Annotated in this window: 22 protein-coding genes; 4 read left to right on the top strand and 18 right to left on the bottom strand. The window is 68.2% G+C overall.

Annotation, left to right across the window (positions count from 1 at the left end; translation table 11 throughout):
• Window positions 1-155 precede the first annotated feature (155 nt).
• Both WFK98_RS19065 and WFK98_RS19060 read left to right on the top strand, forming a co-directional pair.
• Window positions 156-3,194, top strand: coding sequence for a PBP1A family penicillin-binding protein (locus tag WFK98_RS19065; protein WP_336801318.1), 3,039 nt, complete (start codon window positions 156-158; stop codon window positions 3,192-3,194).
• Between the two features lie 144 nt (window positions 3,195-3,338).
• On the top strand, window positions 3,339-4,094 hold the full coding sequence (locus WFK98_RS19060) for a J domain-containing protein (RefSeq protein ID WP_336801317.1): 756 nt from the start codon (window positions 3,339-3,341) through the stop codon (window positions 4,092-4,094).
• A 2-nt stretch (window positions 4,095-4,096) separates the two neighbouring features.
• Here WFK98_RS19060 and WFK98_RS19055 read toward each other — a convergent pair whose 3' ends face one another.
• The 5 genes from WFK98_RS19055 to phaZ all read right to left on the bottom strand — a co-directional run bounded on the left by WFK98_RS19055 (window position 4,097) and on the right by phaZ (window position 8,694).
• Window positions 4,097-4,954 carry a sugar phosphate isomerase/epimerase family protein gene (locus tag WFK98_RS19055; RefSeq protein ID WP_266336768.1) on the bottom strand — a complete coding sequence of 286 codons (858 nt, stop codon included), beginning with the start codon at window positions 4,952-4,954 and terminating at the stop codon, window positions 4,097-4,099.
• A 105-nt stretch (window positions 4,955-5,059) separates the two neighbouring features.
• Window positions 5,060-5,818 carry a M48 family metallopeptidase gene (locus tag WFK98_RS19050; RefSeq protein WP_266336767.1) on the bottom strand — a complete coding sequence of 253 codons (759 nt, stop codon included), beginning with the start codon at window positions 5,816-5,818 and terminating at the stop codon, window positions 5,060-5,062.
• A gap of 118 nt (window positions 5,819-5,936) precedes the next feature.
• On the bottom strand, window positions 5,937-6,377 hold the full coding sequence (locus WFK98_RS19045) for a DUF3597 domain-containing protein (protein WP_336801316.1): 441 nt from the start codon (window positions 6,375-6,377) through the stop codon (window positions 5,937-5,939).
• A gap of 106 nt (window positions 6,378-6,483) precedes the next feature.
• Window positions 6,484-6,954 carry a DUF2852 domain-containing protein gene (locus WFK98_RS19040; RefSeq protein ID WP_266336765.1) on the bottom strand — a complete coding sequence of 157 codons (471 nt, stop codon included), beginning with the start codon at window positions 6,952-6,954 and terminating at the stop codon, window positions 6,484-6,486.
• Between the two features lie 66 nt (window positions 6,955-7,020).
• Window positions 7,021-8,694, bottom strand: a complete 1,674-nt coding sequence (phaZ, locus tag WFK98_RS19035) for a polyhydroxyalkanoate depolymerase (RefSeq protein ID WP_336801315.1) — start codon at window positions 8,692-8,694, stop codon at window positions 7,021-7,023.
• Between the two features lie 206 nt (window positions 8,695-8,900).
• On the opposite strand from phaZ, the gene WFK98_RS19030 reads away from it, so the two are divergent.
• A complete protein-coding gene (locus WFK98_RS19030) occupies window positions 8,901-10,268 on the top strand; it encodes an ActS/PrrB/RegB family redox-sensitive histidine kinase (RefSeq protein ID WP_336801314.1) in 1,368 nt (455 codons plus the stop codon).
• A 134-nt stretch (window positions 10,269-10,402) separates the two neighbouring features.
• The gene (locus tag WFK98_RS19025) at window positions 10,403-10,960 is read left to right on the top strand and encodes an ActR/PrrA/RegA family redox response regulator transcription factor (RefSeq protein WP_266336762.1); all 558 of its coding nucleotides are present in this window, start codon (window positions 10,403-10,405) and stop codon (window positions 10,958-10,960) included.
• A gap of 71 nt (window positions 10,961-11,031) precedes the next feature.
• Here the strand turns inward: WFK98_RS19025 and WFK98_RS19020 are convergent, their stop codons facing one another.
• The 13 genes from WFK98_RS19020 to WFK98_RS18960 form a co-directional block, all read right to left on the bottom strand.
• Window positions 11,032-11,382 carry a RidA family protein gene (locus WFK98_RS19020; RefSeq protein ID WP_266336761.1) on the bottom strand — a complete coding sequence of 117 codons (351 nt, stop codon included), beginning with the start codon at window positions 11,380-11,382 and terminating at the stop codon, window positions 11,032-11,034.
• A 105-nt stretch (window positions 11,383-11,487) separates the two neighbouring features.
• A complete protein-coding gene (locus WFK98_RS19015; RefSeq protein ID WP_266336760.1) occupies window positions 11,488-11,766 on the bottom strand; it encodes a BrnA antitoxin family protein in 279 nt (92 codons plus the stop codon).
• Window positions 11,702-12,001 carry a BrnT family toxin gene (locus tag WFK98_RS19010; RefSeq protein WP_266336759.1) on the bottom strand — a complete coding sequence of 100 codons (300 nt, stop codon included), beginning with the start codon at window positions 11,999-12,001 and terminating at the stop codon, window positions 11,702-11,704. Before WFK98_RS19010 ends, WFK98_RS19015 begins: the two co-directional genes overlap by 65 nt.
• 93 nt (window positions 12,002-12,094) lie before the next feature.
• A complete protein-coding gene (locus WFK98_RS19005; protein ID WP_336801313.1) occupies window positions 12,095-12,577 on the bottom strand; it encodes an MmcB family DNA repair protein in 483 nt (160 codons plus the stop codon).
• A gap of 254 nt (window positions 12,578-12,831) precedes the next feature.
• A complete protein-coding gene (locus tag WFK98_RS19000; protein ID WP_336801312.1) occupies window positions 12,832-13,773 on the bottom strand; it encodes a lipid A biosynthesis lauroyl acyltransferase in 942 nt (313 codons plus the stop codon).
• 4 nt (window positions 13,774-13,777) lie between these two features.
• On the bottom strand, window positions 13,778-14,803 hold the full coding sequence (locus tag WFK98_RS18995; protein ID WP_266336756.1) for a zinc-binding dehydrogenase: 1,026 nt from the start codon (window positions 14,801-14,803) through the stop codon (window positions 13,778-13,780).
• 88 nt (window positions 14,804-14,891) lie between these two features.
• Window positions 14,892-16,172: a beta-ketoacyl-ACP synthase gene (locus WFK98_RS18990; RefSeq protein ID WP_266336755.1), complete on the bottom strand. Its 1,281-nt coding sequence runs from the start codon at window positions 16,170-16,172 to the stop codon at window positions 14,892-14,894.
• Between the two features lie 14 nt (window positions 16,173-16,186).
• Window positions 16,187-17,401, bottom strand: a complete 1,215-nt coding sequence (locus tag WFK98_RS18985) for a beta-ketoacyl-ACP synthase (protein WP_336801311.1) — start codon at window positions 17,399-17,401, stop codon at window positions 16,187-16,189.
• Window positions 17,398-17,865: a 3-hydroxyacyl-ACP dehydratase FabZ family protein gene (locus tag WFK98_RS18980; RefSeq protein ID WP_266336753.1), complete on the bottom strand. Its 468-nt coding sequence runs from the start codon at window positions 17,863-17,865 to the stop codon at window positions 17,398-17,400. Before WFK98_RS18980 ends, WFK98_RS18985 begins: the two co-directional genes overlap by 4 nt.
• Before the next feature lie 22 nt (window positions 17,866-17,887).
• Window positions 17,888-18,169 (bottom strand): acyl carrier protein, encoded by a 282-nt coding sequence (locus WFK98_RS18975; RefSeq protein WP_018182383.1) that lies wholly within the window; start codon window positions 18,167-18,169, stop codon window positions 17,888-17,890.
• A gap of 205 nt (window positions 18,170-18,374) precedes the next feature.
• Window positions 18,375-19,268, bottom strand: a complete 894-nt coding sequence (locus WFK98_RS18970; RefSeq protein ID WP_266336752.1) for a transglutaminase family protein — start codon at window positions 19,266-19,268, stop codon at window positions 18,375-18,377.
• Between the two features lie 2 nt (window positions 19,269-19,270).
• Window positions 19,271-21,787 (bottom strand): circularly permuted type 2 ATP-grasp protein, encoded by a 2,517-nt coding sequence (locus WFK98_RS18965; protein ID WP_336801310.1) that lies wholly within the window; start codon window positions 21,785-21,787, stop codon window positions 19,271-19,273.
• Window positions 21,787-25,149, bottom strand: a complete 3,363-nt coding sequence (locus tag WFK98_RS18960; protein ID WP_336801309.1) for a transglutaminase family protein — start codon at window positions 25,147-25,149, stop codon at window positions 21,787-21,789. Before WFK98_RS18960 ends, WFK98_RS18965 begins: the two co-directional genes overlap by 1 nt.
• Window positions 25,150-25,261 lie beyond the last annotated feature (112 nt).

Below are 25,261 nucleotides of genomic sequence, written 5' to 3'. Positions count from 1 at the left end.
GCTCCCCTCCGCCGCCGCCGCGAAGAGTGGTGGGCAAGTGCCAATTCCCCTTAAATCGCCGCATTCAGGGAGCATTCGGACCGGTAAGGATGCGTTCGACGCATTTTCCGGCGCCCCGCGCCTCACCACCCCTTGGACTGGAAGACGAAACAGGCATGGCGAGACCGCCGCGGAACGAACGGATCGAGCCGGCGCTCGACAAGCCGAACGACAGCGACGAGGGCGCCTTCGACATCCGCCTCGGCGCCGAGGACCGGACGGCCGGCGGCCACTACGCACCACGCGCCGAGCGGAGCCGCCCGCGTCAGGAACGCAGCGATCCGAGCTTCAGCGACCAGCGCAGCGAACCGGGCTTCGGCGGCCAGCGCAGCGAGCCGGCCTTCGGCGCGGAACGCGCACAACCCGAATTCGGCAAGGCGCGCGTAGAGCCCGGCTTTGGCGCCGAACGCGGCGAGCCCGCCTCGGATCGCCAGGCGCGGAGCGAGCCGAGCTTCGGCAGGAGCGCTGCGGACAAGACGGACGATGCCGACTGGGACGACAGCGACTGGGACGATCTCGGCTGGGACCAGTACGAGGCGGAATCCCGCAATCCGAAGGCCAGTGCGAAGACGGAGCCGAAGGCTGGCGCGGGCGAACGGCGCGAGCCCGGCAAGTCGCTGGAGCGGACCGAGCGCCGCCGCGAGCAGGCGGATCCGGGGCCCGGCCCGAGCGCTGGCCGCGAGCGGCGCGAGGGCGATCTCGGCGCCGCCGATCGCCGCGACCGCCCCGGCGAGACCGGCCCCCTGATCGACATTGAAGATGCGGAATTCATCGATCTCGGTGAAGATGACCCCATGGCCGAATCCCGTCGCTCCAAGCCCCGCCGCAGCAAGGCGCCAGCCCGCAAGAAGGCGCGCTCCGGCGGCCGCAAGCGGTCGTCCGGCGGCTCGGGCGTGGGAAAATGGATCCGGCGCGGCATCAAGTGGACCGTGATCCTGATGTTCTGGGGCACGATCGCGCTCGCAGGCGGCATCGCCTGGTACGCGACGCAATTGCCCTCGACGGCCAACTGGTCGGTGCCGAAGCGGCCGCCCAACATCAAGATCCTCGCCAATGACGGCACGCTGATCGCCAATCGCGGCGATACGGGCGGTGAATCCGTCCGGCTGGAGGAACTGCCGCCCTATCTGAGCCAGGCGGTGATGGCGATCGAGGACCGGCGCTTCCAGAGCCATTTCGGCATCGATCCGCTCGGCCTGCTGCGCGCCGCCTACATCAATTTCCGCTCCGGCGACGTCGTGCAGGGCGGCTCGACCGTCACCCAGCAGCTCGCCAAGAACCTGTTCCTGAAGCCGGAACGCACTATGGACCGCAAGATCCAGGAAGCGATCATGGCGATCTGGCTGGAGACGAAATACTCCAAGGCGCAGATCATGGAGTCCTACCTGAACCGCGTCTATCTCGGGGCCGGAACGTATGGCGTCGACGCGGCGTCGCGGCGCTATTTCGGCAAGTCGGCCCGCGACATCTCGCTGAAGGAAGCGGCGATGCTGGCGGGCCTCCTCAAGGCGCCGTCGCGCTATGCGCCGACCAGCGATCCGGTCGCCGCCAATTCGCGCGCCAATGTCGTGCTCGGCGCGATGCGCGAGGCGGGCTTCATCACCGCCGCGCAGCAGAAGGAAGCCGCCTCGATCACGGTCAAGGCGCAGCCCGAGGGCGAAGGCGGCGCCGGCCGCTATGTCGCCGACTGGGTCGCCGACCTGGTGCCGGAAGTTGTCGGCGCGCTCGACCAGGACGTGATCGTCGAGACGACGATCGATCCGCATCTGGAGGAGAGCGCCGGCAAGGCGCTGACCGAGGCGCTCGACAAGAGCGGCAAGTCGTTCGGCGTGTCGCAGGGCGCCCTGGTGGCGATCGACGGCACCGGCGCCGTGCGCGCCATGGTCGGCGGCCGCGACTACCAGAAGAGCCAGTTCAACCGCGCCGTCGAGGCGAAGCGCCAGCCGGGCTCCGCCTTCAAGCCGTTCGTCTACCTGTCGGCGCTCGAATACGGCATGGTGCCGGAGACGATCCGCGTCGACGAGCCGACCCGCATCGGCAACTGGGAGCCGAAGAACTACGAGAAGATGTACAAGGGTCCGGTCTCGTTGCAGACCGCCCTCGCGCTCTCGATCAACACCGTCGCCGTGCAGCTCGCCAACGAGGTCGGCCCGGACCGCGTCATCAAGACGGCGGAGCGGCTCGGCATCAATTCGCCGTTGCAGCCCAACCCGTCGATCGCGCTCGGCACCTCGGAAGTGAACCTGCTGGAGCTGACCGACGCCTATGTGCCCTTCGCCAATGGCGGCTATGGCGCCAAGCCGCATGTCATCGCCACGGTGAAGAACGTCGCCGGCAAGACGCTCTACGAGCATCCCGCCACCAAGGCGACGCAGATCATCGACCCGCTCTATGTGGGCATGATGAACAGCATGATGACCGACACGCTGCAGCGCGGCACCGGCCGCAAGGCGGCGATCGCCGGCTGGCAGGCGGCCGGCAAGACCGGCACCACCAATGATTCGCGCGACGCCTGGTTCATCGGCTACACGGCCAACCTCACCACCGGCGTCTGGCTCGGCAACGACGATTCGAAGCCGACCAAGCGGATGACCGGCGGCAGCCTGCCGGCGCAGATCTGGAACCGCTTCATGACCGAGGCGCACAAGGGCGTCGCGGTCGCGGCGCTGCCGGGCAACTACGCCTATCGCGACCCAGCCGAGACAGCGCAGGAGCTCTACCAGAACGGCCAGTATGTCGGCCCCGAGCAGGGCGGGCTGGTCGATGAATACGGCCAGGTGGTCGGCAGCGGCCCGCCGCCGTCGCAGCAACAGCAACAGCCCACCTATCAGGGCCAGCAACAGCCGTCCTATGAAGGCCAGCAGCAAGGTCAGCCGGGCGGCCAGCAGCAGCCGCAATATCGCGACCAGCAGGCGAGTCAGCCCGATTATGGCGGCTACAACGACCCCGAGGCCGCCGACGGCTCCTGGAGCGACGGCGGCGACTACCAGAACCCGCCGCCGGGCGCGCGCATCTATCGCGAGGGCGACCCGTCCTATGGCGCCGAGCGCGGCGCCCCGGTGCCGCCGGCCGCGGTCGGCGAGGACGGCCAGGCGGGCGTCTACCAGGCGCGCCCGCACCGCCGCAACCTGCTCGACCGCCTGTTCGGCGGCTGAGCGGGCGGGCGGCCGGCCATCGTGCGGTGGACATTGCCGGCCAGCCGTGGATAGTGGCGACGCGCCGCTTCGCGGCGCTTCCTTTCCATGCCCATCCTTCCCTGCGGAACGGCCGGGCGCCCTGCCCCAGGGAGACATCCGGCAATGGCCGACAAGCGCAAGCTCTACCGCGAGTTGGCCGTCGAACCCGACGCGACGCCGGCCGAGATCGACAAGGCCTATCGCCAGCGCGCCCGCACCGCGCATCCGGACGCCGGCGGTACGGCCGAGGCGTTTCACGCGCTGAGCCACGCCTATGCCATCCTTTCCGATCCCGACCGCCGCAAGGCCTATGACGAGACGGGCTTCGAGGGCGAACTGACAGACGACATCGTCAGCCGGGCCATGGAGCGCATCCATGCGCTGGTCGCCTCGGTGCTGGAAAGCGACCTGCCCTTCGAGACCGTCGACCTGATCGCGCCGATCCGCGACACGCTGACCAAGCAGAAGGCCGATATCGGCGCCGGCATCCGCAAGCTCGAGCGCCAGGCGAAGCGCGCCGAGGCGATGGCCGCCCGCTTCCGCAAGCGCGAGGGCGACAACATCATCCGCAAGGTGCTCGAGCGCCGCGCCGCCGACACGCGCGAACAGGCGGAAAAGACCCGGCGCGAGGAGGCGATCTTCGCCAAGGCGATCGAGCTCCTGGCCGACTATTCGTTCGACTTCGAACCGCCGCCGCCGCCCAAGACCGCGGAGCCGATCAAGGCGTCCGAACCGGCGCGGCCGGCCCCGGCGGCAAAGCCCGCCGAGCCGATCCGCCCCGTGCCGACCGCCACAAAGCCGGGCGAACCGGTCAAGCACGCGGAAGCGGCCGCGAAGCCCGCCAAGCCGGGCCCCCGGACGCTCAACCTGGTCCGCTGAGATCAGCCGGCGCTGGCGCGCGCATCCTCATAGTGCCGGCGGATGAAATCGCGCTCGATCGCGAGATTGCCGAACTCGTCATCGTCCGGACCGTCATAGATCAGCGTCAGCGGGCCGCGGAAGCCGGCCGCGTCCGCCGCCATCAGGCAGCGCCGGTAGTCCTCCGCATGCAGCACGCCGCCGCCGAAATCAGCCTTGGCGTGGCAGCAGGTGGCGAGATCGAAGATCGCCTCGAGGTCGTCATACTTGGCCGGGCCGGACCAGTTGCCGAAATCGCCGTTCAACCCCACCGTGTCGTCGAGCCGGTCGAACAGGTAGCGTACCTCGCGCGGGCCGGGCAGCAGCTCGAACCAGTTCTCGGTGACGACGCGGACGCCGCGCGCCTCGCCATAATGGCCGAGGCGGGTCAGGCCGGCGATGCTGCGATCGAGCGCCTCGCGCGTCGGCTCGGCCCGGCCGGCGATGACGCGGGCCTGCTCGGCGCCGAACAGCGCCGCCGTATCGATCCAGCCCTCGATCCAGGCGAGGTCGCGCTCGGCCGTCGCGGGATTGGAGATGTCGCCATATTCGATCAGCAGCGTCTGGAAGCGGACGCCCGCCTTCTGCAGCGCCGCCCTGAACGCCGCCGCATAGTCGGCCTCCCGGCTCGGCAGGTGGAAGGAGCAGACCTCGATGCGATGGACGTCGAGCGCGGCGACGACGGCGGCGGGCATGTCGAGCAGGCTCAGCTTGCCCACGCCATAGGTCGGCTCCGGCGCCAGCGCCACGTCATGATCCGGCCGGTTCGGATAGGTAAGCCCGAGCGTGCGGTGCAGGCTCCAGCTCGATACGGCCAGAGCTGGCGAGTTTTCGGCAGACATCACGCACTCCCGTCTTGTGACACGGTGCGATCATAGCGGGTGACGGCATCTCCGAAAATGTCTCGCCGTCCCAGAATTGCCGCGCCGGAATGGATAGCCGTCGCGCTATTCGGCCCCGACCGCATGCAGCGAGGCGCCATGGCGGGTGAGCCAGGCCTTGGCCTCCTCCATGCCGGGGCAAATCGCGGCGACATGGCGCCAGAAGCGGACGGAATGGTTCATCTCGCGCAGATGCGCCACTTCATGCGCGGCGAGATAATCGAGCACGGCCGGCGGCGCCATGATGATCCGCCACGAATAGGCGATCGTGCCCGACGACGAGCAGGAGCCCCAGCGGCTGGTCGGGTCGCCGAGCCGGATGTTCTTGACGGTCACGCCGAGCGACGCCGCATGGCGAGCGGTCGCCGCCTCCAGGTCGCGGCGCGCCTCGCGCTTCAGAAAATCGGTGACGCGGCGCGGCAGGTGGTCGATCTCGCCGGGAATGACCAGCTCGGCGCCCGCCTCGGCCTCGTGCAGGCGGACGATGCCGCGCCCGGGCCGATGGACGATGCGGACAGGCACGCCGCGCAGCGGGATCATGGCGCCGTCGGCGAGCGGCGTCGCATCCGGCAGGGCGGCGAGCCGCGCCTGCAGCCAGCCGCGATTGCGCTCGAGGAAGGCGCGCGCCTCGGAGAGCTTTCCGCGCGCCGGGATCGTCACCACCGGCTCGCGCACCGATCCGCGCAGGCGCAGCGTGTAGCGCTGCGCGCGCTCGTTCCAGACCAGCGCCACCCGCACCGGCTCGCCGCCGATCTCGACATGGCAATGGTCCGGCTTGGCGGCGGCGCGCGTGGGGGAACCGGTGAGGCGCTCGAAGAAACCCATGAAGCGTCAGTCTGCTGATTCGCAGGCAGCATGATGGCACGAAGCCGGCGCAACCCCGAAACCAGCGACGGAAGGGGCAGGCCGCGCCGAGGCCGGCCTGCCGCGAAGGGAGGGAGGTTCAGTGCTTCAGTTCGTCGGGGACCTTGCCGCCATTTTCCGCCAGCTTCTGCATCACGGCCTTGTGCAGCCAGATGTTCATGGCGGCGGAATCATGGCCATCGCCGGTATAGTGGAGCTCGCTGGCCAGTTCCTTGCGGGCGGCAAGGCTGCTGTCGAGGTCCAGCAGCTTGAGCAGATCGACGATCGACTTCTTCCAGTCCAGCTTCTGGCCCGACTTGGCGGCCATCGCCGTCAGCACCGCCACGACATCGACGCCCGCCTGCGGCGGGGCGGCCGAACCGGCAGCTTTGGCGGAACCGGTCTCAGCGGGACTGGCGCCGACGGCCGGCGGCGCGGCCGGGCTGGCGGCCCCCTTCGCTGCGACATCCGGCGCGCGCTCGGCCGCCTGGGCCTCGCCGCTCTTGAAGATCTTGTTCAGGATCACGCTCAATCGGCTCATGCTTCACCGCTCCTGCTCGTTGCTGCACCCGTCGTCGAAGTCGCATTCCGATCCGGAAAAGAAGAAGGGCCGCGCCTGCGGCGCAGCCCTTCCCGACGTCATGCCGTCAGAGGTCGATCACCGGGCCCGGCCCGTCGTCGCGCGAAGGCGGCGTCTGGTTCCGGCGCGCCTCGGCGCGATCGGCCTTGAAGCGATCGAACTCCTCCTGGTCGCGGGCGCGACGCAGGTTGCGGACGAAGGCCTCGAATTCGGCGCGCTCTTCGTCGAGCTTGCGCCGCTCCTCGTCGAGCCGCTTCAGTTCGGCGGCGCGATAGTCGTCGAAGGCGGCGTTGCCGCTGTGGCTCTGATAGGCGCCCCAGCGCTGCTCGCGCCGGCTCTGCCAGCCGCAGCCGGAGAAGGAGCGCTTGAAATCGTCGCGCATCCCTTCCGCGTTGCGGCGGAACTCGGGTAGCCGGTCGCCCCAGATGATGTAGGCGAGCATGGCGAGGCCGAGCGGCCAGAACACGAAGAAGCCGAGGACCATCAACGCGATGGTGAGCGGCGTCCATCCCGGACGCAAGGCCTGAGTATGGGACATGGAACCTTCCTCTCTCGCACCCCCAGCAACGGAAGTGGGAAAGGTCCGATCCCGATTCAAGAAGATTTATCCAGCGGACGCTGCGGCAGCTTCCCCGCCCGCCGCAGGCGCCGATTGCATCAGAGCCTTGGCCTGCTCGATCCATTTCTCGCGCGCGAGGCGGCCGCGCAGGCCAAGCCGGGCGTCGAGCGCCGTCGCCTGCTTCGCCGTCAGCCGCGCGATCTGGGCATAGCGATGGATGCCCGCGGCGTTGAGGCTCGCCTCCAGCTTCGGGCCGATGCCCGCGATCCGCTTCAGATCGTCTGCCGGCTCGCTCACGGACTTTGCCACGGGTGCCTTGGCCACCGGAGACTTGACGACCGCAGGCTTCACCGGCTCGGGCTTCGTGGTTTCGACGCTGGCCTCCTTCGCGGGCGCGACCGGCTTGGCAGTCTCGGCCGCGGCGGCCGCCGGCTTTGCCGTGGCGGCGGGCTTCGGCGCGGACGCGCGATCGCGGTTGTGCGTCAGCACGAAATCGCTGATGCGCGGCGCGATCTCGGCCCGGAAGCGGGAGCCGTTGAACACGCCGTAATGGCCGACCTTGGGCTGGACATAGTGCGCCCGCATGTCCTCGGGGATGTTGACGCAGAGATGCTGCGCCGCCTCGGTCTGGCCAACCCCGGAAATGTCGTCGTTCTCACCCTCGACCGTCAGCAGCGCGACGTTGCGGACCGCCGTCAGGTCGACCGGGACGCCGCGATGCATCATCGTCCCCCTCGGCAGGGCGTGGGTGATGAACACCGTCTCGACCGTCTGCAGGTAGAACTCCGCCGTCAGGTCCATGACCGCCAGATATTCGTCGTAGAAGTCGCGGTGCTTGGTGGCGCTGTCGCCGTCGCCGGCGACCAGGTGCTTGAACAGGTCCTGATGCGCCGTCACATGGCGATCCAGGTTCATGCTCATGAAGCCGGAGAGCTGCAGGAAGCCCGGATAGACGTCGCGCATGACGCCGGGATGCGGGAACGGCACCTTCATCACGACATTGTCGCGGAACCAGTCGAGGTTCTTGCCCTCGGCCAGCTTGTTGACGGCGGTCGGGTTGATCCGGGTATCGATCGGGCCGCCCATCAGCGTCATCGAGCGCGGCGCGAAGCGGTCGCCGGCGGCTTCCATCAGCGCCACGGCAGCGAGCACCGGCACCGCCGGCTGGCAAACGGCGATCACATGCACGTCGTCGCCGAGGAAGTGCAGCATCTCGATCAGGTAGTCGATGTAGTCGTCGAGATCGAAATCGCCATCCGACAGGGGCACCATGCGCGCATCGGCCCAGTCGGTGATGTAAACGTCGTGGCGCGGCATCATCGCCTCGACCGTGCCGCGCAGCAGCGTGGCGTAATGGCCGGACATCGGCGCGACGATCAGGAGCTTGGGATCCTTGCGCGGCCGTTCCAGCTGGCGCTCGAAATGGATCAGGTCGCAGAACGGCTTGCTCCAGGCGATGCGCTCGACGACCGGCACGCGCGTGCCGCCGACCAGCGTCGTCGGCAGGTCGAAGCTCGGCTTGGCATAGCGCCGCGTCGTCCGCTCGAACAGCTCCAGCCCGGCCCGCCAGTTGCGGGCGAGCGGCGTCTGCCCCATCGGGTTCAGCGGGTTCTTCAGGAAAAGATCGAACATGTCGGCGGCCGCGCGCATGGGCGTCAGCGCCGCGTGGTTCAGTTCATAGAGCTGATAGTAGGATAGGAAGCCCATCATGCCGTCCATCTGCCGCTCCGCGAAGGGATCGTCCCGGCCGGATATTCCGTCTGGCAGTAAGGGCGGCGGCCAGCCTTGTGCGTTGCAATATGTAAGAATGATCCGAGCTTCGATGCAAGGGAATTGCGGATACGGACACCCGCAAATCGCCTGATCGGACCGGTAACGTGCTATAAGCCGGGCAAATTTCGCATTTTCAACCCAGGTTCAAGCCCATGCCCGAGCAAGCCCATCCCTCGCACGATTTCGGCGCGCGAAGGCTGAAGCTCGACACGCTGGTCCGCCTGCGCTGGCTCGCCATCGCCGGCCAGACGGCGGCGGTGGTGTTCGTTCGCTTCTGGCTCGAATACCCGATGCCGATCGGGCTCTGCCTGGCGGCGATCGCGCTGTCGGCCTGGCTCAACCTGTTCATCAAGATCCGCTATCCCTCCAGCCTGCGCCTGCAGGGACGCACGGCGGCGCTGCTGCTCGCCTATGACGTGCTGCAGCTGACCGTGCTGCTGTCGCTGACGGGCGGATTGCAGAATCCATTCGCCGTCCTGATCATCGTGCCGGTCATCGTTTCCGCGACGACGCTGGCGCCGCGCCTGACCGTGGCGCTGGGCGGGCTGGTGATCGTCGCCGTCACGGTGCTGTCGGTCTGGCACATGCCGCTGCCCTGGGCCGGCGGCCAGGCGCTCACCCTGCCCTTCCTCTATGTCGTCGGCGTCTGGGTGGCGCTGGTCTCGGCCGTCTTCTTCATGGGCGTCTACGCCTTCCGCGTCGCCGAGGAGGCGCGCCAGCTCGCCGACGCGTTGACCGCGACCGAGCTGGTGCTGGCGCGCGAGCAGCATCTCTGGGCGCTGGACGGGCTCGCCGCAGCCGCCGCGCACGAGCTTGGCACGCCGCTCGCCACCATCGCGCTGGTGACCAAGGAGATGGAGCGCGAGCTGCCGCCCGACAGCCCCTACGCCGAGGACATCGCCCTGCTGCGCAGCCAGTCGCAGCGCTGCCGCGACATCCTGGGCAAGCTGACCTCGCTCTCGACCGAGCCCGGCCAGCATGTCGACCGCATGCCGGTCAGCCACATGCTGGCCGAAGTGATCGAGCCGCATGCCGATACCGGCATCGACATCGAAATCAAGTTCGTCGGCGAGCCCGTCAGCGAACCGGTCGGCCGGCGCAATCCGTCCATCCTCTACGGCATCGGCAACCTCGTCGAGAACGCCGTCGACTTCGCGGAGACGACCGTCGAGATCACCGCCGCCTGGAACCCGGACAATGTGTCGCTGACCATCGCCGACGACGGGCCGGGCTTCGCCTCGGAGGTGATCGACCATATCGGCGAGCCCTATGTGACGACCCGCTCGCGCGCGATCGAGGGCGCCGAGGACCATGAGGCCGGCGGCCTCGGCCTCGGCTTCTTCATCGCCAAGACGCTGCTGGAACGCACCGGCGCGCGGCTCGAACTCTCCAATCGCGAAGCGCCTGCGCATGGCGCGATCGTGCGCATCACCTGGTCGCGCGACGCGATGGACCGGCTCGGCATTTCTGGCAAGTCGGACGGCGGCGACGGCCCCAGAGGCTCCGCATCGCACAGTTGACGCCGAGAACTGCGCCGGCGCAGCGCTGTTTTGGCGTTCCCGCCTGCAGGCTGGCCTTGGCGCGGAGGCTCGGGATGCCTATAACCCGGTCTGGAAGATAAAGAGAATTCAGGGAGGCGCGGAGTTAAACGTCTATGACAGACCTAGAGTCGGCCGGCCTCGCCGGCACCGATACGTCGCTCATCATCGTCGATGACGACAAGGCTTTCCTGCAGCGACTTGCCCGGGCGATGGAAGCACGCGGCTTTGAAGTCGAAACCGCCGATACGGTCGCGGAAGGCATGCGCAAGGTCGACCAGAAGCCGCCGGCCTATGCCGTCGTCGATATGCGCCTGGAAGACGGCAACGGCCTCGACGTCATCGAGCTGATCCGCAAGCGCCGCCCGGAATCGCGCACCGTGGTCCTGACCGGCTATGGCAACATCGCCACCGCCGTCACCGCCGTGAAACTCGGCGCGGTCGACTATCTCGCCAAGCCCGCCGATGCCGACGAAGTGTTTTCGGCGCTCACCCGCGATCCGACCGAACGCGCCCTGCCGCCGGACAATCCGATGTCGGCCGACCGCGTCCGCTGGGAACACATCCAGCGCGTCTACGAACTGTGCGAGCGCAACGTCTCGGAGACGGCCCGCCGGCTCAACATGCACCGCCGCACGCTGCAGCGGATCCTGGCGAAGCGCGCCCCGCGCTGATCGACCGATTCCCGCAGAGATGAAAACGGGCGCCGCGGCGCCCGTTCGCATTTTTGATCCGAAGCCGGCGTCTACGGCAGCGCGGCGACGATGATGATCTCGACCAGGTGCGCCGGGGTGGCGAGCTTGGATTCGCCCGTGGCGCGGGCCGGCGGGTTGGCCTTGTCGACCCAGGCGTCCCAGACGGTGTTCATGGTGCCGAAATTGGCCATGTCGGCCAGCCAGATCTGCGCCGACAGGATGCGCGACTTGTCGGTGCCGGCCTCGGCCAGCAGGCGATCGATGGTGTCGAGCACGGTCTTCGTCTGGGCTGCGACGTCGTCGCCCGGATTGCCGACCTGGCCAGCGAGATACACGGTGTTGCCGTGGACGACGCCTGCGCTCATGCGGGGGCCCGGCTCGATGCGACGAATGCTGCTCATGGGATTTTCCTTTTGCGGATTGGCCGAACCCGTCTAGCGGCATAGCGCCGCTGCTTCAAGCCCGGAGCGGCAACCAATGCTGCGCACGTCGCCATCTGGCGTCGGTCAGGATTGGCGATGAGCCCGCGCATAGGCCCGGAGCACGTCCTGCATCCGCGTCAGATGTCCCTTTCCCTTGGCCTTGAAGAAATCGAAGACATCCGCGTCGAGCTTCAGATGCACCGAGCGCGGCGCCTGCTTCGGCTCGACGGCCATCGCCTTCTGCCAGAAATCCGGTCCCAGGGACTCGCCTTCCGGTGCGTCGGCATCATGAAAGAGTTCATTCCTCGCCTTCATCTCGCGGATCTCGGCGAGCGAGGCCTTCTTCATATTGTCGTCGCTCATCGCGACCTCCCTTCCATGCCGTGATCAGCCGCGTCCTGCCGTTTCGCTCGGTATGAACGACGATGAAGCATTCGTCGTCGACCATGCCCAGCGAAAGCTGCCTCACCTCGCCATAGACCCGATCATCCGGCCGGGTCAGCACGACGCCTTCGAAGATGAGGGCCGCGTACAGCATGTCGACGCCCCGCTCCCGGATGACCTGCTGACGCTTGTTCTCATCCCACTCGAAATCCAAGGAACGGTCCTTCGACGATGCGAGAATTGGCAGGTCTGAATGAAAGCGACCGGGGGTTAATGTACGATAAAAGTGTACACTTGTCACGACATCTCAGAGAATCTCGCGAAATCCGGCTTCGGGGTCGAACAGGCCGTGCAGGCGGTGGGCGGCTGCCTGGGCGAAGCGAAGCGTCATCGCCTTCCGCCTTGCGGCGACCAGCGGCGCATGCGGCGCCTCGCGCAGGATTTCCGCGCCATAGGCATCAGCCAGGATCAGCCCCGCCTGCTCGGGAAAGATCTCCTGCGGCACGCCGGCATGGCTGGCGAAATAGAGCCGGTCGCAATAGGGCGCGTAGTCCGGCCATTTACCGTCGGCGCGAAAATCGGCGATCGACGACTTGATCTCGACGATGGTGATCTCGCCAGAAGGGCCGAGTGCGATGATGTCGGCGCGCCGCCCCGTCGCCAGCACCAGCTCGGTGACGATGGCATGGCCCCGCGCACGAAAAAGCCGGCCGACGCCGCGCTGCAACGCCAGCGCCATGTCCGACTGGCGGCCATCGCGCGGGACCGTGAGGACAGGAGAATGAACCATGAACAGAGTGTGCCACGCGGCGGTGGAGAAGGAAAGAACGACGTGGCTGGGTTCACCGATCGAACGGGCGCGCGTGGGAGAAGCACTGCCAGAAACGCGGCCTCCCCTGCCTTCACCTCTCCCGGCGGGAGAGGTCGGAGCGAAGCTCCGGGTGAGGGGTTAGGGACCGTCCGGTGAAGCCGTAAACCCTCACCCGCCGGCCTTCGGCCGTCGACCTCTTCCTCAGGGACATGTGAAGGAAGAGCTCGACCCGCCTAGCGCCAGCGATTGTGCAGCCAGAGCCACTGCTCGGGATGCTCGCGCACCCAGCCCTCGACCACCGACATCACCTTGGCGGTGCCGGCGTCGACGTCTATCAGGCCCTCCGCGTCGCGCGGCAACTCGACGGGGGGCGTCAGCTCGACGCGAAAGCGGCCGTTCGGCAGGCGCACGGTGCGGGCGCCATGCACGGGGCAGTCATAGTGGCGGGCGAGGCGGGCGACGAGCGGATTGGCGTGCACCGGACGGCCGAAGAACGGCACCTTCGGCCCGCGGCTGTGGTGCTGGTCGCACAGCATGCCGACATGCTCGCCGCGATCGAGCGCCGCGCCGACCTCGAAGGTGGCGCCGCGGTTGGAAGCGACGAGCTTGCCCATCATCTGCTCGCGCTGCTGCATCAGGTCTTCGGCGATGACGTTGTTGGTCGGCGCGCGGAACAGCGACACCACCGGCAGGCCGAAACGGGCGGCGACGACCGCGAGGATCTCCCAGTTGGCGAGATGGGCCGAGAAGATGATGCCGGGCTTGCCGTCGTCGCGCATCGCCAGGAACTGGTCGACGCCGACGACCTCGATCCGGCCCTCGCCGAGCCGTTCCGGGTCGATATCGACCAGCTTGTCGAGGAAGACATACTCGACCATGGTCTGGCCGAGCCCGCTCCAGACTCCCTGCAGGATCTTCTCCCGCTCGGCGGCGGACTTTTCCGGGAAGGCGGCGGCGAGGCTCTTGCGCGCCAGCCTGGTCTCCGACACGAAGCGGCCGACGAAGCGGGCGACCGCCCCGCCGACACGGCCGGCGCGTTCCTCGCCGAGCGAGCGTACGCCGGCCACCATCCCGCGCACGACGAAGGCGATCGACGCATGCGCCGCCTTCGAGCGCGTGACGCGCCGCGTCAGCTTCTTGAGCGGCTTCTTCTTTTTCTTGCCCGGAAGCGCCATCAGATCAGAGCGTGACGATGATCTTGCCAAAGACCTGGCGCTGCTCGATCCGGTCGAGCGCCGCGTCGATGTTGTCGAACGGCACGACGCTGTCGATCACCGGCTTGACGACGCCGGCGCCGATCTTGGCGAGCGACGAGGCGATGTTCTCGATCCGGCAGCCGAACGAGCCGATCAGGCGCAATTGCTGCTGGTAGAGCTGGAACAGGTTGATCTCGGTCGAGATGCCCGTGGTCGAGCCACAGGTGACGAGCGTGCCGCCGCGCTTCAGCGAAAAGACCGAGCCGGCCCAGGTGTCGACGCCGACATGCTCGAACACGACGTCGCAGCCGCGCTTCTTGGTCAGCTTGCGGACGACGCCCTCGAAGCGCTCCTCGCGGTAGTTGATGACGTGGTCGGCGCCGAGCGCCTTCGCCTTCTCGCCCTTCTCGTCGCTGCCGACGGTGGTGATCACCGTGGCGCCAACCGACTTGGCGAGCTGGATGGCGGCGGTGCCGATGCCGCTGCCGCCGGCCTGGATCAGGATGGTCTGGCCGGCCTCGAGCTTGGCGTTGTCGAACAGCATGTGCTCGACCGTGCCGAAGGTGATCGGCGTGCAGGCGGCAGCCTGGATGGAGACATTGTCCGGCGCCGGCACGACATGGCGGGCCTTCAGCGTGACGTAGTCGCAGGCGAGGCCGTCGATGTGGAAGCCGCGAACGCCGGCGACGTTCTCGCAGAGATTGTCCTTGCCGGCATGGCAGGCCGGGCAGGCGCCGCAGGTCTCGGCGCCGTAGATTGCGACCGTCTGGCCGACGCGGACATTGGTGACGTCGGCGCCGACCGTCTCGATCGTGCCGGCAGCCTCGGCGCCGACCGTCAGCGGCAGCTTGCGCTTGGCGAAGGCCATGCCGCGCCAGCCCCAGACGTCGATGTGGTTCAGCGCCACGGCGCCAATCTTGACGCGCACCTCGCCAGGGCCCGGCTCCGCGGACATGGGGACGTCAACGATCGAAAGCTTGCGGTCGGCGAGCAGCTGAAGGGCGCGCATGGAATATCCGTCTGTCGTTCTGAACAGCGCCTGCATACCGTCTCGGCGCGGAACATGCCAGAGGCTGGCTCCGCGCCAAGCGTCGCGGTCAGGCCGGGCCGGCCGCGATCACCAGGCAGGCGTTCTGGCCGCCGAAGCCGAAGGAGTTCGACAGCACCATCGAGACCGGGGCGGTGCGGGCGACATTCGGCACCACGTCGAGCGAGATCGACGGGTCGGCGACATCGTGGTTGATGGTCGGCGGAATGACGCCGCTGCGGATGGTCTGGATCGAGAAGACCGCCTCGATCGCGCCGGCCGCCGTCAGCGTATGGCCGATCATCGACTTGTTGGAGCTGATCGGGATCTTCTTGACGTTCTCGCCGAACACGGCCTCGAGCGACAAGGCTTCCATCTTGTCGTTTTCCGGCGTGCTGGTGCCATGCGCGTTGATGTAGTCGACCTCGTCGAGCGCGATGCCGGCGTCGCCGAGCGCCTGGCGCATGGCGCCGATGACCGGCGAGCCGTCCGGCTTGGAGCGGGTGCGGTGGAAATCGTCGGCCTGCTCGGCCGCGCCGCGGATGACGGCGAGGATCTCGGCGCCGCGCGCGACCGCCGCGTCGTAATCCTCGAGCACCAGCGCGCCGGCGCCCTCGGCCATGACAAAACCGTCGCGGTTCTTCGAGAACGGCCGCGAGGCGGCGGCCGGGTCCTCGTTGTTGGTCGAAAGCGCCGACAGCAGCGAGAAGCGGATCAGCGATTCGACCTGCACGGAGCCGTCGGTGCCGATGCAGAGCGCGGCCTCGGTATCGCCGCGGCGGATCGCCTCGACGCCGAGCTGGATGGCGGTGGCGCCCGAAGCGCAGGCCGTCGACAGCGAGATCGGCGCGCCGCGCGTGCCGAAGCGGTCGGCCGTCTTGTCGGCGACGCAGGCATAGAGCGCGTATTCGTAGGTGTCGGGATCGTTGAGCGTCATGGCGCTCTCGATCATCCGGTCATAGGGATCGCTGACGCCGGCGTCGCCCTTGTCGTAGAGGTCGCGCTTGACCGACCAGTCAAGCTCGACCGGCGGCACCGCCATGAACAGCATGCCGGGAAAATCGCCGGGCGTGCCGATTTTGGCGCGAGCGATCGCCTCCTCGGCGGCGAGTTCGGCCAGCTTCTCCGTCAGCACGGCGGAGCGCGGCGCCTCGTCGAACAGGAAGTCGACCGTGCCGGCCATCGTCGTGCGGAGATGGTCGACCGGGAAGCGGGTGATGCGATGGATGCCGGACTTGCCGGATGTCAGCGCCGACCAGTTGTCGTCGATGCCCTGGCCGAGCGAAGTGACGACGCCCATGCCGGTGACGGCGACGACCGGACGCCCGAGATGATCCCGCGTCTTGCCCATGATCCCAACCTTTCTCAGTCGATCGCTTCGAGGAGCGCCATGCCCTCGCCGCGCCAGAAGCCCCAGCTCGTCGCCAGGATCTGGGTGGGGACGTCGGTCGCTTCAAGCTCCAGCCCGGTCGGATCGGACGGCCGGTAGAAACCTTTTCGCGACAGCGCCAGGGCGGCGAGCGCGATCTGAGCCGGGAAAGCAGCCTCGAGACTGTTGCCGATCCAGCTCTGCGTGGCGCGGATCGGCCCGACAAGGCCTTCCGCGACGAGCGATTCGAGCAGCGCGCGCTCTTCGCGCGTCGGGCTCGCAATGCCGGTCGCGCCCGACAGCACGCCGACCGGCTTGTCGCCGAGCGACGGACGCAGCGCATCGACCTGGCTCTTCGCCACGGCCGTGGCCTGGCCGGGCTCGCGGCGGCTGCGGCCGGAAAGCACCGGACCGAGCCGGGCGTAGCCGGCCTTGCCGCGCGCTTCGGCGTGCTCGCGCGATTCGAGCACGAGGAAAACGCCGAGCGAGCCGGTGACCATGCCGCCGCCCGCCTCGGCGCGCTCCCAGACGGAGTTGACGGCGCCCTTCCAGAGCGTGTTGCCGAGCGCCAGGCTCAGCAACATATCCTTGCGCTCGGCATTGTAGGCGGCACCAACGAGGAACTGGTCGCCCTGGCCGGCGCGGATGCGCCGCGCGGCGATCTCGACGGCGCTGATGCCGGCGATTTCCTCGCCCATGAAGGTGCGCGACGAGCCGGTCACCTTGTGAACGATCGACACATTGCCGGCGAGCAGGTTGGAAAGCTGGGCCAGGAACAGGGTCGGGCGCAGATCGTTGGCGAGGCGCTCGTTCAGGAACGCCTCCGTATCGGCCGCAGCGCCGAGGCCGGCCAGGATCTGGCCGTCGACGACGAGATCGCGCTCGCCGCCGCCCGCCGCGACGATCATGTCCATATGCGCCAGGCGGTCGAGATCGCCGGCAAGGCCCGCATCGGCGAGCGCCAGGCCGGCGGCATAGGTGCCGAGGCGCTGCCACGGCTCCATCTGGCGAATGTCGGCCTTGCGCGGGATCTGCTTGTCGAGCTCGAGCGGCACCATCGGCAGCACCGGGAACGGCGCGAAATGCTCCGTATCGGCGGCGGCCGGCCTGGGCTCGTCGACGGCCAGCGCCTGCCAATGCGCATCCAGCCCCTCGCCGAGCGAGGAAATCAGGCCGATGCCGGTGATCCAGACGTCGCGGGCGTCGCTCATGCCGTATCTCCGACCGGCACCAAGCCGATCTGCCGCACCCGCTCGCGCATGTTTTCGATGAGCTCGGGAGCCGGGAAATCCATTACGCGCAGCGTCAGCTCCGCGTCGCAGACCGGGCCGTTCGACTCGATCTTCGCCTCGGTCACGCCGAAGCCGGAGCCGTCATGCGTCAGCGTCGCATAGACGTCGAGCTCGGCGCCCGGCTCGATGAACTTGCGGAACTTCGCCTTCTTGCTGCCGGCGAAGAACGGCATGCGCGAAAGACCGTTCAAGCCGAGGATCAGGAAGCCGGAGGCCTGCGCCATGGTCTCGATCAGGAGCACGCCCGGCAGGATCGGATAGCCGGGAAAGTGACCCTCGAACACCGGGCTCGCCTCGGGGACGAATGCCTTGGCATGAATCCGACCGTTCGCAGCGTCAAAATCGACGATGCGATCGATCATCTGGAAATATTCGAGACGCATGGTGGCTTCGACGCCGGATCCGTCAGGCGTTCTTCTTGGCGACGAGATCGTCGATATGCGCGCAGAGGTTCTTCAGCAGGAAGTATTCCTCGACCGAGGCCTTGCCTGCGTTGACTTCCTGGGTCCACTGCTCGAGCGGGATCTTGATCCCGAACTTCTTGTCGAGCGCGAACACGATGTCGAGGAAATCGAGGCTGTCGATGCCCAGGTCGTCGATGGCATGGGACTCGGGCGTGATCTTCTCGCGCGGAATTTCGCTGGTCTGGGCGATCACATCGGCGACGACGTCGAACGTGGAGGACATGACGGTCACGTAATCCTATCTAGAATGGCTCTCGCATTTCGGGGCCGATCCGCACTTGCACCACTCGATCGAAGCCAGTGCGGCAGACATGCCAACCGATCCCGCAAGCCAAGGCGGCAGGGAATTGCATTCGTCCTGATACCGTGTGCCGCCGAGAAATACCAGCCTGTCGCGCTCAGCCGTCAAATTCGTTCTTGGAATGATGCTATCCGGCATCGGACCCGGAGATGGCGAGAACGTCGACCTCGACGTCGAGTTGGTGCGCGCCCGAGGTGACGATGACGCCGTCGACCGGCGCGGCGTCGGAATAGTCACGCCCCAGCGCCAGGATGACGTGATCTTCCGCCGCGACAACGCCATTGGTTGGGTCGAGCCCGACCCAGCCAACCTCGCTGCCGCACCAGACGGCGACCCAGGCGTGGGTGGCGTCGGCGCCTTCCAGCCGGGGCTGGCCGGGCGGCGGCAGCGTGCGCAGGAAGCCGCTGACATAGGCGGCGGGAAGCCCCAGCGTGCGCAGGCCGGCGATCATCACATGGGCGAAATCCTGGCAGACGCCCGCCCGCTTGGCGAAAGCATCGGCCGGCAGCGTCCGCACGTCGGTCGCCTCGGGGTCATAGGCGAAATCGGCCTTGATCCGGCAGGTGAGGTCGAAGGCCGCGGCCAGGATCGGCCGGCCGGGAGCAAAGCTCTCCATCGCGTAGGCGGCGATCGCGTCATCGATGGCGACGACGCGGCTCGCGAACAGGAAATGCACCGGCGACAGCGGCCCGAGATCGGTATCCGCCACGGCCTGGCCGCGGATCTCCTCCCAGCCGGGCGTCGCCTCGACATCGAGCTGGCCGCCAGCGTCGACGGCAACGCGCGCCCGCGTCTCCAGGGTCAGCTCCTCATGTGGAAACGCGAAGGCGACGGTGGTGATGCGGTTGCCGAAAAAATCGAAGCCGTCATGGCGTTCGGTCGGCTCGGGCGTGATGACGAGGTCGGCGGCGATGACGCGCTGGCTGTCGCGGGCGACCGGCAGCAGGCGCAGAACCTGGCGGGCGAAGGGCACCGGCGAGGCGTAGCTGTAACGCGTGGTCTGGCGAATGTCGTACAGCATCGTCAGTCCCCGCGATCGGCCGGTTCGGCGGAGCGCCGATGGGTGAAATAGGCGAGCGTGATCTCGTCGGAGATCTTCATCAGCGTCTGCTCGAAACCGAACAGACTGTCGGCATCGAGGGCGGCGGCATCGGCCGTGCCGAGCTCGGCCGCAAGGCGCGTGGCGAGACGATCTGCCGGCGCCAGCAGCCCGGCCGGCGCATGCGCCGGCATGCCGGCCAGCAACTGGCGGATCTGGTCGGCCTGGAAGGCGAGCGCCCGCGGATTGCCGCCATCGAGCAGCACGAGATCGACGACCGGAACGCGCGCCGCCAGCATCACATAGCGGATGCGGTAGGTGATCTGGCTGTCGGCGAGCTCCAGCAGCGCATCCAGTTCGCCGGGCTTGCCCGAAAGGCCGCAGAAGCGGGCGGCTCGGGCAATGGCGAGGCCGCGCTCGATGCGGCGGCCGGTTTCGAGAAAGCGCCAGCCCTGCTGACGCACCATGTTCTCGTGCACCAGGCCGGAAAACGCCGCGATCAGACGCAGCGCCGCGTTGGCGCGCTCGAGCGTGTCGCTGTCGGTCCCGGCCTCCAGCGGCTGGTTCAGCAGCGCCTCGAGGTCGGCGACGGTGCGCCAGGCGTCCGGCGACAGGCGGTCGCGGATGACCGAGGCGGCGCGGCGCGACGCCTGGGCGAGCCGGGGCACGGTGTTGAAATCGCTGCGGTCAGTCAGGATGGCGATCGCCCGCGCGGTCGGCCCCGCCTCCGCCGGCACCTCGCCGATCGAGCCGGCGGCGGCGAGCGTCGCGTCGAGCTGGGCGATCACCGCCTCGCCGTCATATTCGGCGTCGATGTGCCGGGCGGCAATGGCGCGCACGATGCGCAGCGTCGCCTCGGTCCGCTCGACATAGCGGCCGAGCCAGAACAGGTTCTCCGCCGCCCGGCTCGGCAGCGTCTGCGTCATGCGCTGCAACGCGACCTTGTCCGGCGAGGCGAGCAGCGTCGTCTCGGCCACGGGCTTGTCGGAGAGCACCCAGACATCGGCCGAGGAGCCGCCCTGCTGTAGCGTCACGGCGCGCGCGTCGGGCTGGTCGGAAATCCGGCAGAAGCCGCCGGGCATCACGGTCCAGCCGTCCGGCGTGCGCGCCACATAGAGACGGAGGATGGACGGGCGCGGCTCCAGCCTGGCGGCGTCGCCCTCGCCGCGCCAGACCGGCGTCGTCGAGAGCTTGACCGCTTCCTGGCCGACGAAATCGGTGCCGCGCCGGCCGATGGCGCGGATGAGGTCCGCCTTGCGGTCGGGATCGAGCGCGCCGCCCAGCACGGCGCCCCGGTCGATGAGGCCGGGCACGCTGGCGCCGAGCGCCGGGGCGATCACCATGCGGTCGAACTCGGCGACGACATGGTCGCGCTCCTGCGTCTGGCCGCACCACCAGGTGGCGACATTCGGCAGGATCAGGTCCTCGCCCAGCACGCGGCGGGCAAGGCCGGGAAGGAAGCCCAGCATGGCGCGCGATTCGACCAGGCCCGAGCCGAGCGCGTTGGCGATCGCAACATTGCGCTGGCGCACGGCGCCGGCGAGCCCGGGCACGCCGAGCCGCGAGGCCGGGTTCAATTCGAGCGGATCGGCGAAATCGGCATCGAGGCGGCGCCACAGCACGTCCGCCCGCTTCAGGCCCGAGATGGTGCGCATGTAGACGGTATCGTCGCGCACCGTCAGGTCCTCGCCCTCGACCAGCACGAAGCCGAGATAGCGCGCCAGATAGGCGTGCTCGAAATAGGTCTCGTTGAGCGGACCCGGCGTCAGAAGCGCGACGCGCGTCTCCTCATGCCGGTTCAGCCGGTTCAAGCCGGCGCGAAACGCCTGGAAGAATCCGGCCAGCCGCTCGACGTTGAAGCCGCGATAGAGATCGGGCAGCGCGCGCGACAGGGCAATGCGGTTTTCGAGAGCATAGCCGGCGCCGGACGGCGCCTGGGTGCGATCGGAAACCACCCACCAATTGCCGTCCGGTCCGCGCCCGACATCGACGGCATAGAAACGCAGGTGATGGCCGCCAACCGGCTTGGCGCCGACCAGCGGACGCAGATATTCCGGGCTGCCGGCGATAATCGCCGCCGGCAGGCCGCCATCGGCGGCGAGTTGCCCCTCGCCATAGGCATCGGCCAGCACGGCATCGAGCAGCTTCGCCCGCTGGATCAGCCCGGCCTCGAGGCGGCTCCACTCCTTCGGTTCGATCAGGAACGGCACATGCGACAGCGGCCAGGGGCGCTCGTCGCCATTCTCGGCGCCGTAGACACGCAGCACCACGCCGGAATCCGCCAGATGCCGATCGGCCAGGCCGAAACGATGCTGCACCTCGCTCGGGCCGAGCTGGGCCATCGATTCGACGAAGCGCATCCAATGCGGCCGGATGCTGCCGTCAGGACCGATGAACTCGTCGGCGACGCCGGCGAGCGGCCGGTAATTGGCGATCAGCCGTTCCGCCCTGTCGGCGGCGATCCTGCTGCGGCGGATCGCTTCCTTGCGCGTGATCGGCATCAGAGATTGGCCGGTCGGCGAAGATCGAGGGTCATGGGGAACTCCGGCGAGCCGGTCTCGGGCTGTGGCATGAAATGCCCAGCTGTATGCCCCATTGCCTCGAACCGCGCCAGCCGGCGGGCCTCCGCCTCGTAGGAATTGACCGGGAAGGTGTCGTAGTTGCGGCCGCCCGGATGGGCGACGTGATAGACGCAGCCGCCGAGCGACCGCTGCGACCAGCTGTCGACGATGTCGAAGGTAAGCGGCGCATGGGCCGGAATGGTGGGGTGCAGGCCGCGCGCCGGCTGCCACGCCTTGTAGCGCACGCCGGCGACGAACTGGCCGGCGGTCCCGGTCGACGTCATCGGCACGCGGCGGCCATTGCAGGAAACGACGTGCCGGCGCGGGTCAAAGCCGTCGACGCGGACCTGGATGCGCTCGACCGAACTGTCGACATAGCGCACCGTACCGCCGATCGCCCCTTCCTCGCCCAGCACATGCCAGGGCTCCAGCGCCTGGCGCAGCTCCAGCTTGACGCCCTGCTGCTCGATCCGGCCGATGAAGGGGAAGCGGAATTCGCGCTGCGCCTCGAACCAGACGGGATCGAAGGCATAGCCGGCGCGCTGCAGGTCGCCGAGAACGTCGAGGAAATCGGACCAGACGAATTGCGGCAGCATGAAGCGGTCATGCAGCTGCGTGCCCCAGCGCATCAGCGAGCCCTGCTGCGGGTTCTGCCAGAACATCGAGATCAGCGCCCGGACGAGCAGCTGCTGCGCCAGGCTCATGCGGTAGTCCGGCGGCATCTCGAACGAGCGGAACTCGACCAGGCCGAGCCGGCCGGTCGGGCCATCCGGCGAATAGAGCTTGTCGATGCAGATCTCGGAGCGATGGGTATTGCCGGTGACGTCGACGAGCAGGTTGCGGAACAGCCGGTCGACCAGCCAGGGCGCCGGCGTGAGGCCGTTGCCGGGCGCCGGCACGCTGGCGAGCGCGATCTCCAGCTCATAGAGCCCGTCATGCCGCGCCTCGTCGATGCGGGGCGCCTGGCTGGTCGGGCCGATGAACAGGCCGGAGAACATGTAGGACAGCGAGGGATGGCGCTGCCAGTAGAGCACGAGGCTCTTCAGAAGATCCGGCCGGCGCAGGAACGGACTATCGGCGGGATGGGCTCCGCCGACGACGACATGATTGCCCCCCCCGGTGCCGGTGTGGCGACCGTCGGTCATGAACTTCTCGGTGCCGAGGCGCGACAGCCGCGCTTCCTCGTAGAGGTCGCGGGTGATGGCGACGCATTCGGTCCAGTTGCCCGCCGGCTGCACGTTGACCTCGATGACGCCGGGATCAGGCGTCACCTTGATGACGTCCATGCGCGGGTCGATCGGCGGCGGATAGCCCTCGACATGCACGGCGAGGCCGAGCGCGCGGGCCGATTCCTCCAGCGAGGCGAGCAGCTCCAGATAGTCCTCCAGCGTCTCGGTCGGCGGCATGAAAACGCAGAGCCGGCCGTCGCGCGGCTCGACCGAAAGCGCGGTGCGCACCGAGCGGCCGCCGGCCAGATACTGCGCGACCTGCTCGCCGCGCTCGCCCTCGGCCGTTTCCGAGCCGGCGCCGGCAAGATGGCGGGCGCGCTCCTCCTGCCGCGACAGCGCCTCATGCCGCTCACGGCCGAGATCCTCGGGATCGGGCAGCGGCTCGCGGACCGAGCCCGGATCGCGCTGGACGATGAAGGGATAGGAGGAGACCGGCACGTAGGGCAGCGACGACAGCGGCAGGCGGAAGCCGACCGGGCTGTCGCCGGGGACCAGGAACATCTTGCCGCGCCGGAGCGGCCATTTCTCCGATATCCAGCGCCGCTGCGCCCGCGCCTGCCAGCGCTGCACCGGCAGGATGTAACCGGAGGGCTCGGCGAGGCCGCGCTCGAACACGCGGGCGATGCGGGCGCGCGCCTCCGGATCGTCGAGCTTCGAATCGTGCGGCGTGACGTTCTCCGGCAGCTCGGCTTCCTTGAGGATCCAGTGCGCCGGATCCTCATAGGCGGGGACGACATGGTCGGCGGAGATGCCGAGCCGCTCGGAGAGATCGGCGAGCAAGGCGCCTGCCTGCTCCGGCGTTGCATTCAAATCGTCGGCTTCCGTCGCGATCAGGCCGGCGTCGCGCCAGATCGGCTTGCCGTCCTTCCGCCAGTAGAGCGCGAAGGTCCAGCGCGGCAGGCTCTCGCCCGGATACCACTTGCCCTGGCCGTAGTGCAGGAACCCGCCCGGCGCGAAGCGCTCGCGCAGCCGGCGAATCAGGTCGTCGGCGCGGTCGCGCTTGGTCGGACCGACGGCGTCCGTGTTCCATTCGCCGGCCTGGTAGTCGTCGATCGAAACGAAGGTCGGCTCGCCGCCCATGGTGAGGCGGACGTCGTTCGCCTCGAGATCGGCATCGACGCGGTGGCCAAGCGCGTCGAGCGCCGCCCAGCTATCGTCGGAAAAGGGCAGGGTCACGCGGGGATTTTCCGCGACGCGGTCGACACGCATCTCGAATTCGAAAGCGGTCTCGGTGCCCGGATCGGCCGAGAACGCGCCGGTGATCGGCGCGGCCGAACGATAATGCGGCGTGGCGCAGAGCGGCAGATGGCCCTCGCCGGTAAACAGGCCCGAAGTCGGGTCCATGCCGATCCAGCCGGCGCCCGGCACATAGACTTCGGCCCATGCATGCAAATCGGTGAAATCGACATCGGTGCCGGACGGACCGTCGAGCGCCGCGACGTCCGGCTTCAGCTGGATCAGGTAGCCGGAGACGAAGCGGGCGGCGAGGCCGAGATGGCGCAGCGCCTGCACCAGCAGCCAGCCGGAATCGCGGCAGGAGCCGGCGGCCGAGGAAAGCGTTTCCTCCGGCGTCTGCACGCCCGGCTCCATGCGGATCAGATAGCGGATGTCGTTCTGCAGGCGCTGGTTGATCGCGACGAGGAAATCGACGATCTGCGTGCTCTCGCGCGGGATCGATGCCAGAAACTTGGTCAGCAGCGGTCCGGCCGGCTCCGGCGCCAGATAGGCGGCCAGTTCCTCGGCAAGCGCCGGCTCATAGGCGAACGGGAACTGCTCGGCATAGGGCTCGACGAAGAAATCAAACGGATTGTAGACCTCGAGCTCGGCCAGCAGGTCGACCTCGATGGCGAATTCGGTGGTCTTTTCCGGGAAGACGAAACGCGCCTGCCAGTTGCCGTGCGGATCCTGCTGCCAGTTCACGAAATGATCGGCTGGCGTCACCTTCAGCGAATAGCTCGGCACCTTGGTGCGGCAATGCGGAGCCGGACGCAGGCGGATGACCTGCGGCCCGAGCGCGACGGGGCGGTCATAGCGATAGCGGGTGACGTGGCGAAGCGCGGCGAGGATCGACATCGGCTCTTGGGCTCTCCTTCAGCGTTCGCCGCGGGACATTCCGGCGGGCACACCCGCCGCAACGACGCAAGATTCACGCCATGCCGGCCGCCCCGAAGCCCCAGAGACAGCT

The sequence above is a fragment of the Kaistia sp. MMO-174 genome (genome assembly GCF_037147815.1).
Taxonomy (GTDB): Bacteria; Pseudomonadota; Alphaproteobacteria; order Rhizobiales; family Kaistiaceae; genus Kaistia; species Kaistia nematophila.
Note: the sequence above shows the minus strand (reverse complement) of the source record. Positions and strands in the feature narration are given on the sequence as shown.

What these genes read in the sequence shown, in the direction of transcription:
- WFK98_RS19065 (WP_336801318.1), top strand. Translation starts at nt 156, where the DNA reads ATGGCGAGACCGCCGCGGAACGAACGGATCGAGCCGGCGCTCGACAAG.
- WFK98_RS19060 (WP_336801317.1), top strand. Translation starts at nt 3,339, where the DNA reads ATGGCCGACAAGCGCAAGCTCTACCGCGAGTTGGCCGTCGAACCCGAC.
- WFK98_RS19055 (WP_266336768.1), bottom strand. Translation starts at nt 4,954, where the DNA reads ATGTCTGCCGAAAACTCGCCAGCTCTGGCCGTATCGAGCTGGAGCCTG.
- WFK98_RS19050 (WP_266336767.1), bottom strand. Translation starts at nt 5,818, where the DNA reads ATGGGTTTCTTCGAGCGCCTCACCGGTTCCCCCACGCGCGCCGCCGCC.
- WFK98_RS19045 (WP_336801316.1), bottom strand. Translation starts at nt 6,377, where the DNA reads ATGAGCCGATTGAGCGTGATCCTGAACAAGATCTTCAAGAGCGGCGAG.
- WFK98_RS19040 (WP_266336765.1), bottom strand. Translation starts at nt 6,954, where the DNA reads ATGTCCCATACTCAGGCCTTGCGTCCGGGATGGACGCCGCTCACCATC.
- phaZ (WP_336801315.1), bottom strand. Translation starts at nt 8,694, where the DNA reads ATGGACGGCATGATGGGCTTCCTATCCTACTATCAGCTCTATGAACTG.
- WFK98_RS19030 (WP_336801314.1), top strand. Translation starts at nt 8,901, where the DNA reads ATGCCCGAGCAAGCCCATCCCTCGCACGATTTCGGCGCGCGAAGGCTG.
- WFK98_RS19025 (WP_266336762.1), top strand. Translation starts at nt 10,403, where the DNA reads ATGACAGACCTAGAGTCGGCCGGCCTCGCCGGCACCGATACGTCGCTC.
- WFK98_RS19020 (WP_266336761.1), bottom strand. Translation starts at nt 11,382, where the DNA reads ATGAGCAGCATTCGTCGCATCGAGCCGGGCCCCCGCATGAGCGCAGGC.
- WFK98_RS19015 (WP_266336760.1), bottom strand. Translation starts at nt 11,766, where the DNA reads ATGAGCGACGACAATATGAAGAAGGCCTCGCTCGCCGAGATCCGCGAG.
- WFK98_RS19005 (WP_336801313.1), bottom strand. Translation starts at nt 12,577, where the DNA reads ATGGTTCATTCTCCTGTCCTCACGGTCCCGCGCGATGGCCGCCAGTCG.
- WFK98_RS19000 (WP_336801312.1), bottom strand. Translation starts at nt 13,773, where the DNA reads ATGGCGCTTCCGGGCAAGAAAAAGAAGAAGCCGCTCAAGAAGCTGACG.
- WFK98_RS18995 (WP_266336756.1), bottom strand. Translation starts at nt 14,803, where the DNA reads ATGCGCGCCCTTCAGCTGCTCGCCGACCGCAAGCTTTCGATCGTTGAC.
- WFK98_RS18990 (WP_266336755.1), bottom strand. Translation starts at nt 16,172, where the DNA reads ATGGGCAAGACGCGGGATCATCTCGGGCGTCCGGTCGTCGCCGTCACC.
- WFK98_RS18985 (WP_336801311.1), bottom strand. Translation starts at nt 17,401, where the DNA reads ATGAGCGACGCCCGCGACGTCTGGATCACCGGCATCGGCCTGATTTCC.
- WFK98_RS18980 (WP_266336753.1), bottom strand. Translation starts at nt 17,865, where the DNA reads ATGCGTCTCGAATATTTCCAGATGATCGATCGCATCGTCGATTTTGAC.
- WFK98_RS18975 (WP_018182383.1), bottom strand. Translation starts at nt 18,169, where the DNA reads ATGTCCTCCACGTTCGACGTCGTCGCCGATGTGATCGCCCAGACCAGC.
- WFK98_RS18970 (WP_266336752.1), bottom strand. Translation starts at nt 19,268, where the DNA reads ATGCTGTACGACATTCGCCAGACCACGCGTTACAGCTACGCCTCGCCG.
- WFK98_RS18965 (WP_336801310.1), bottom strand. Translation starts at nt 21,787, where the DNA reads ATGCCGATCACGCGCAAGGAAGCGATCCGCCGCAGCAGGATCGCCGCC.
- WFK98_RS18960 (WP_336801309.1), bottom strand. Translation starts at nt 25,149, where the DNA reads ATGTCGATCCTCGCCGCGCTTCGCCACGTCACCCGCTATCGCTATGAC.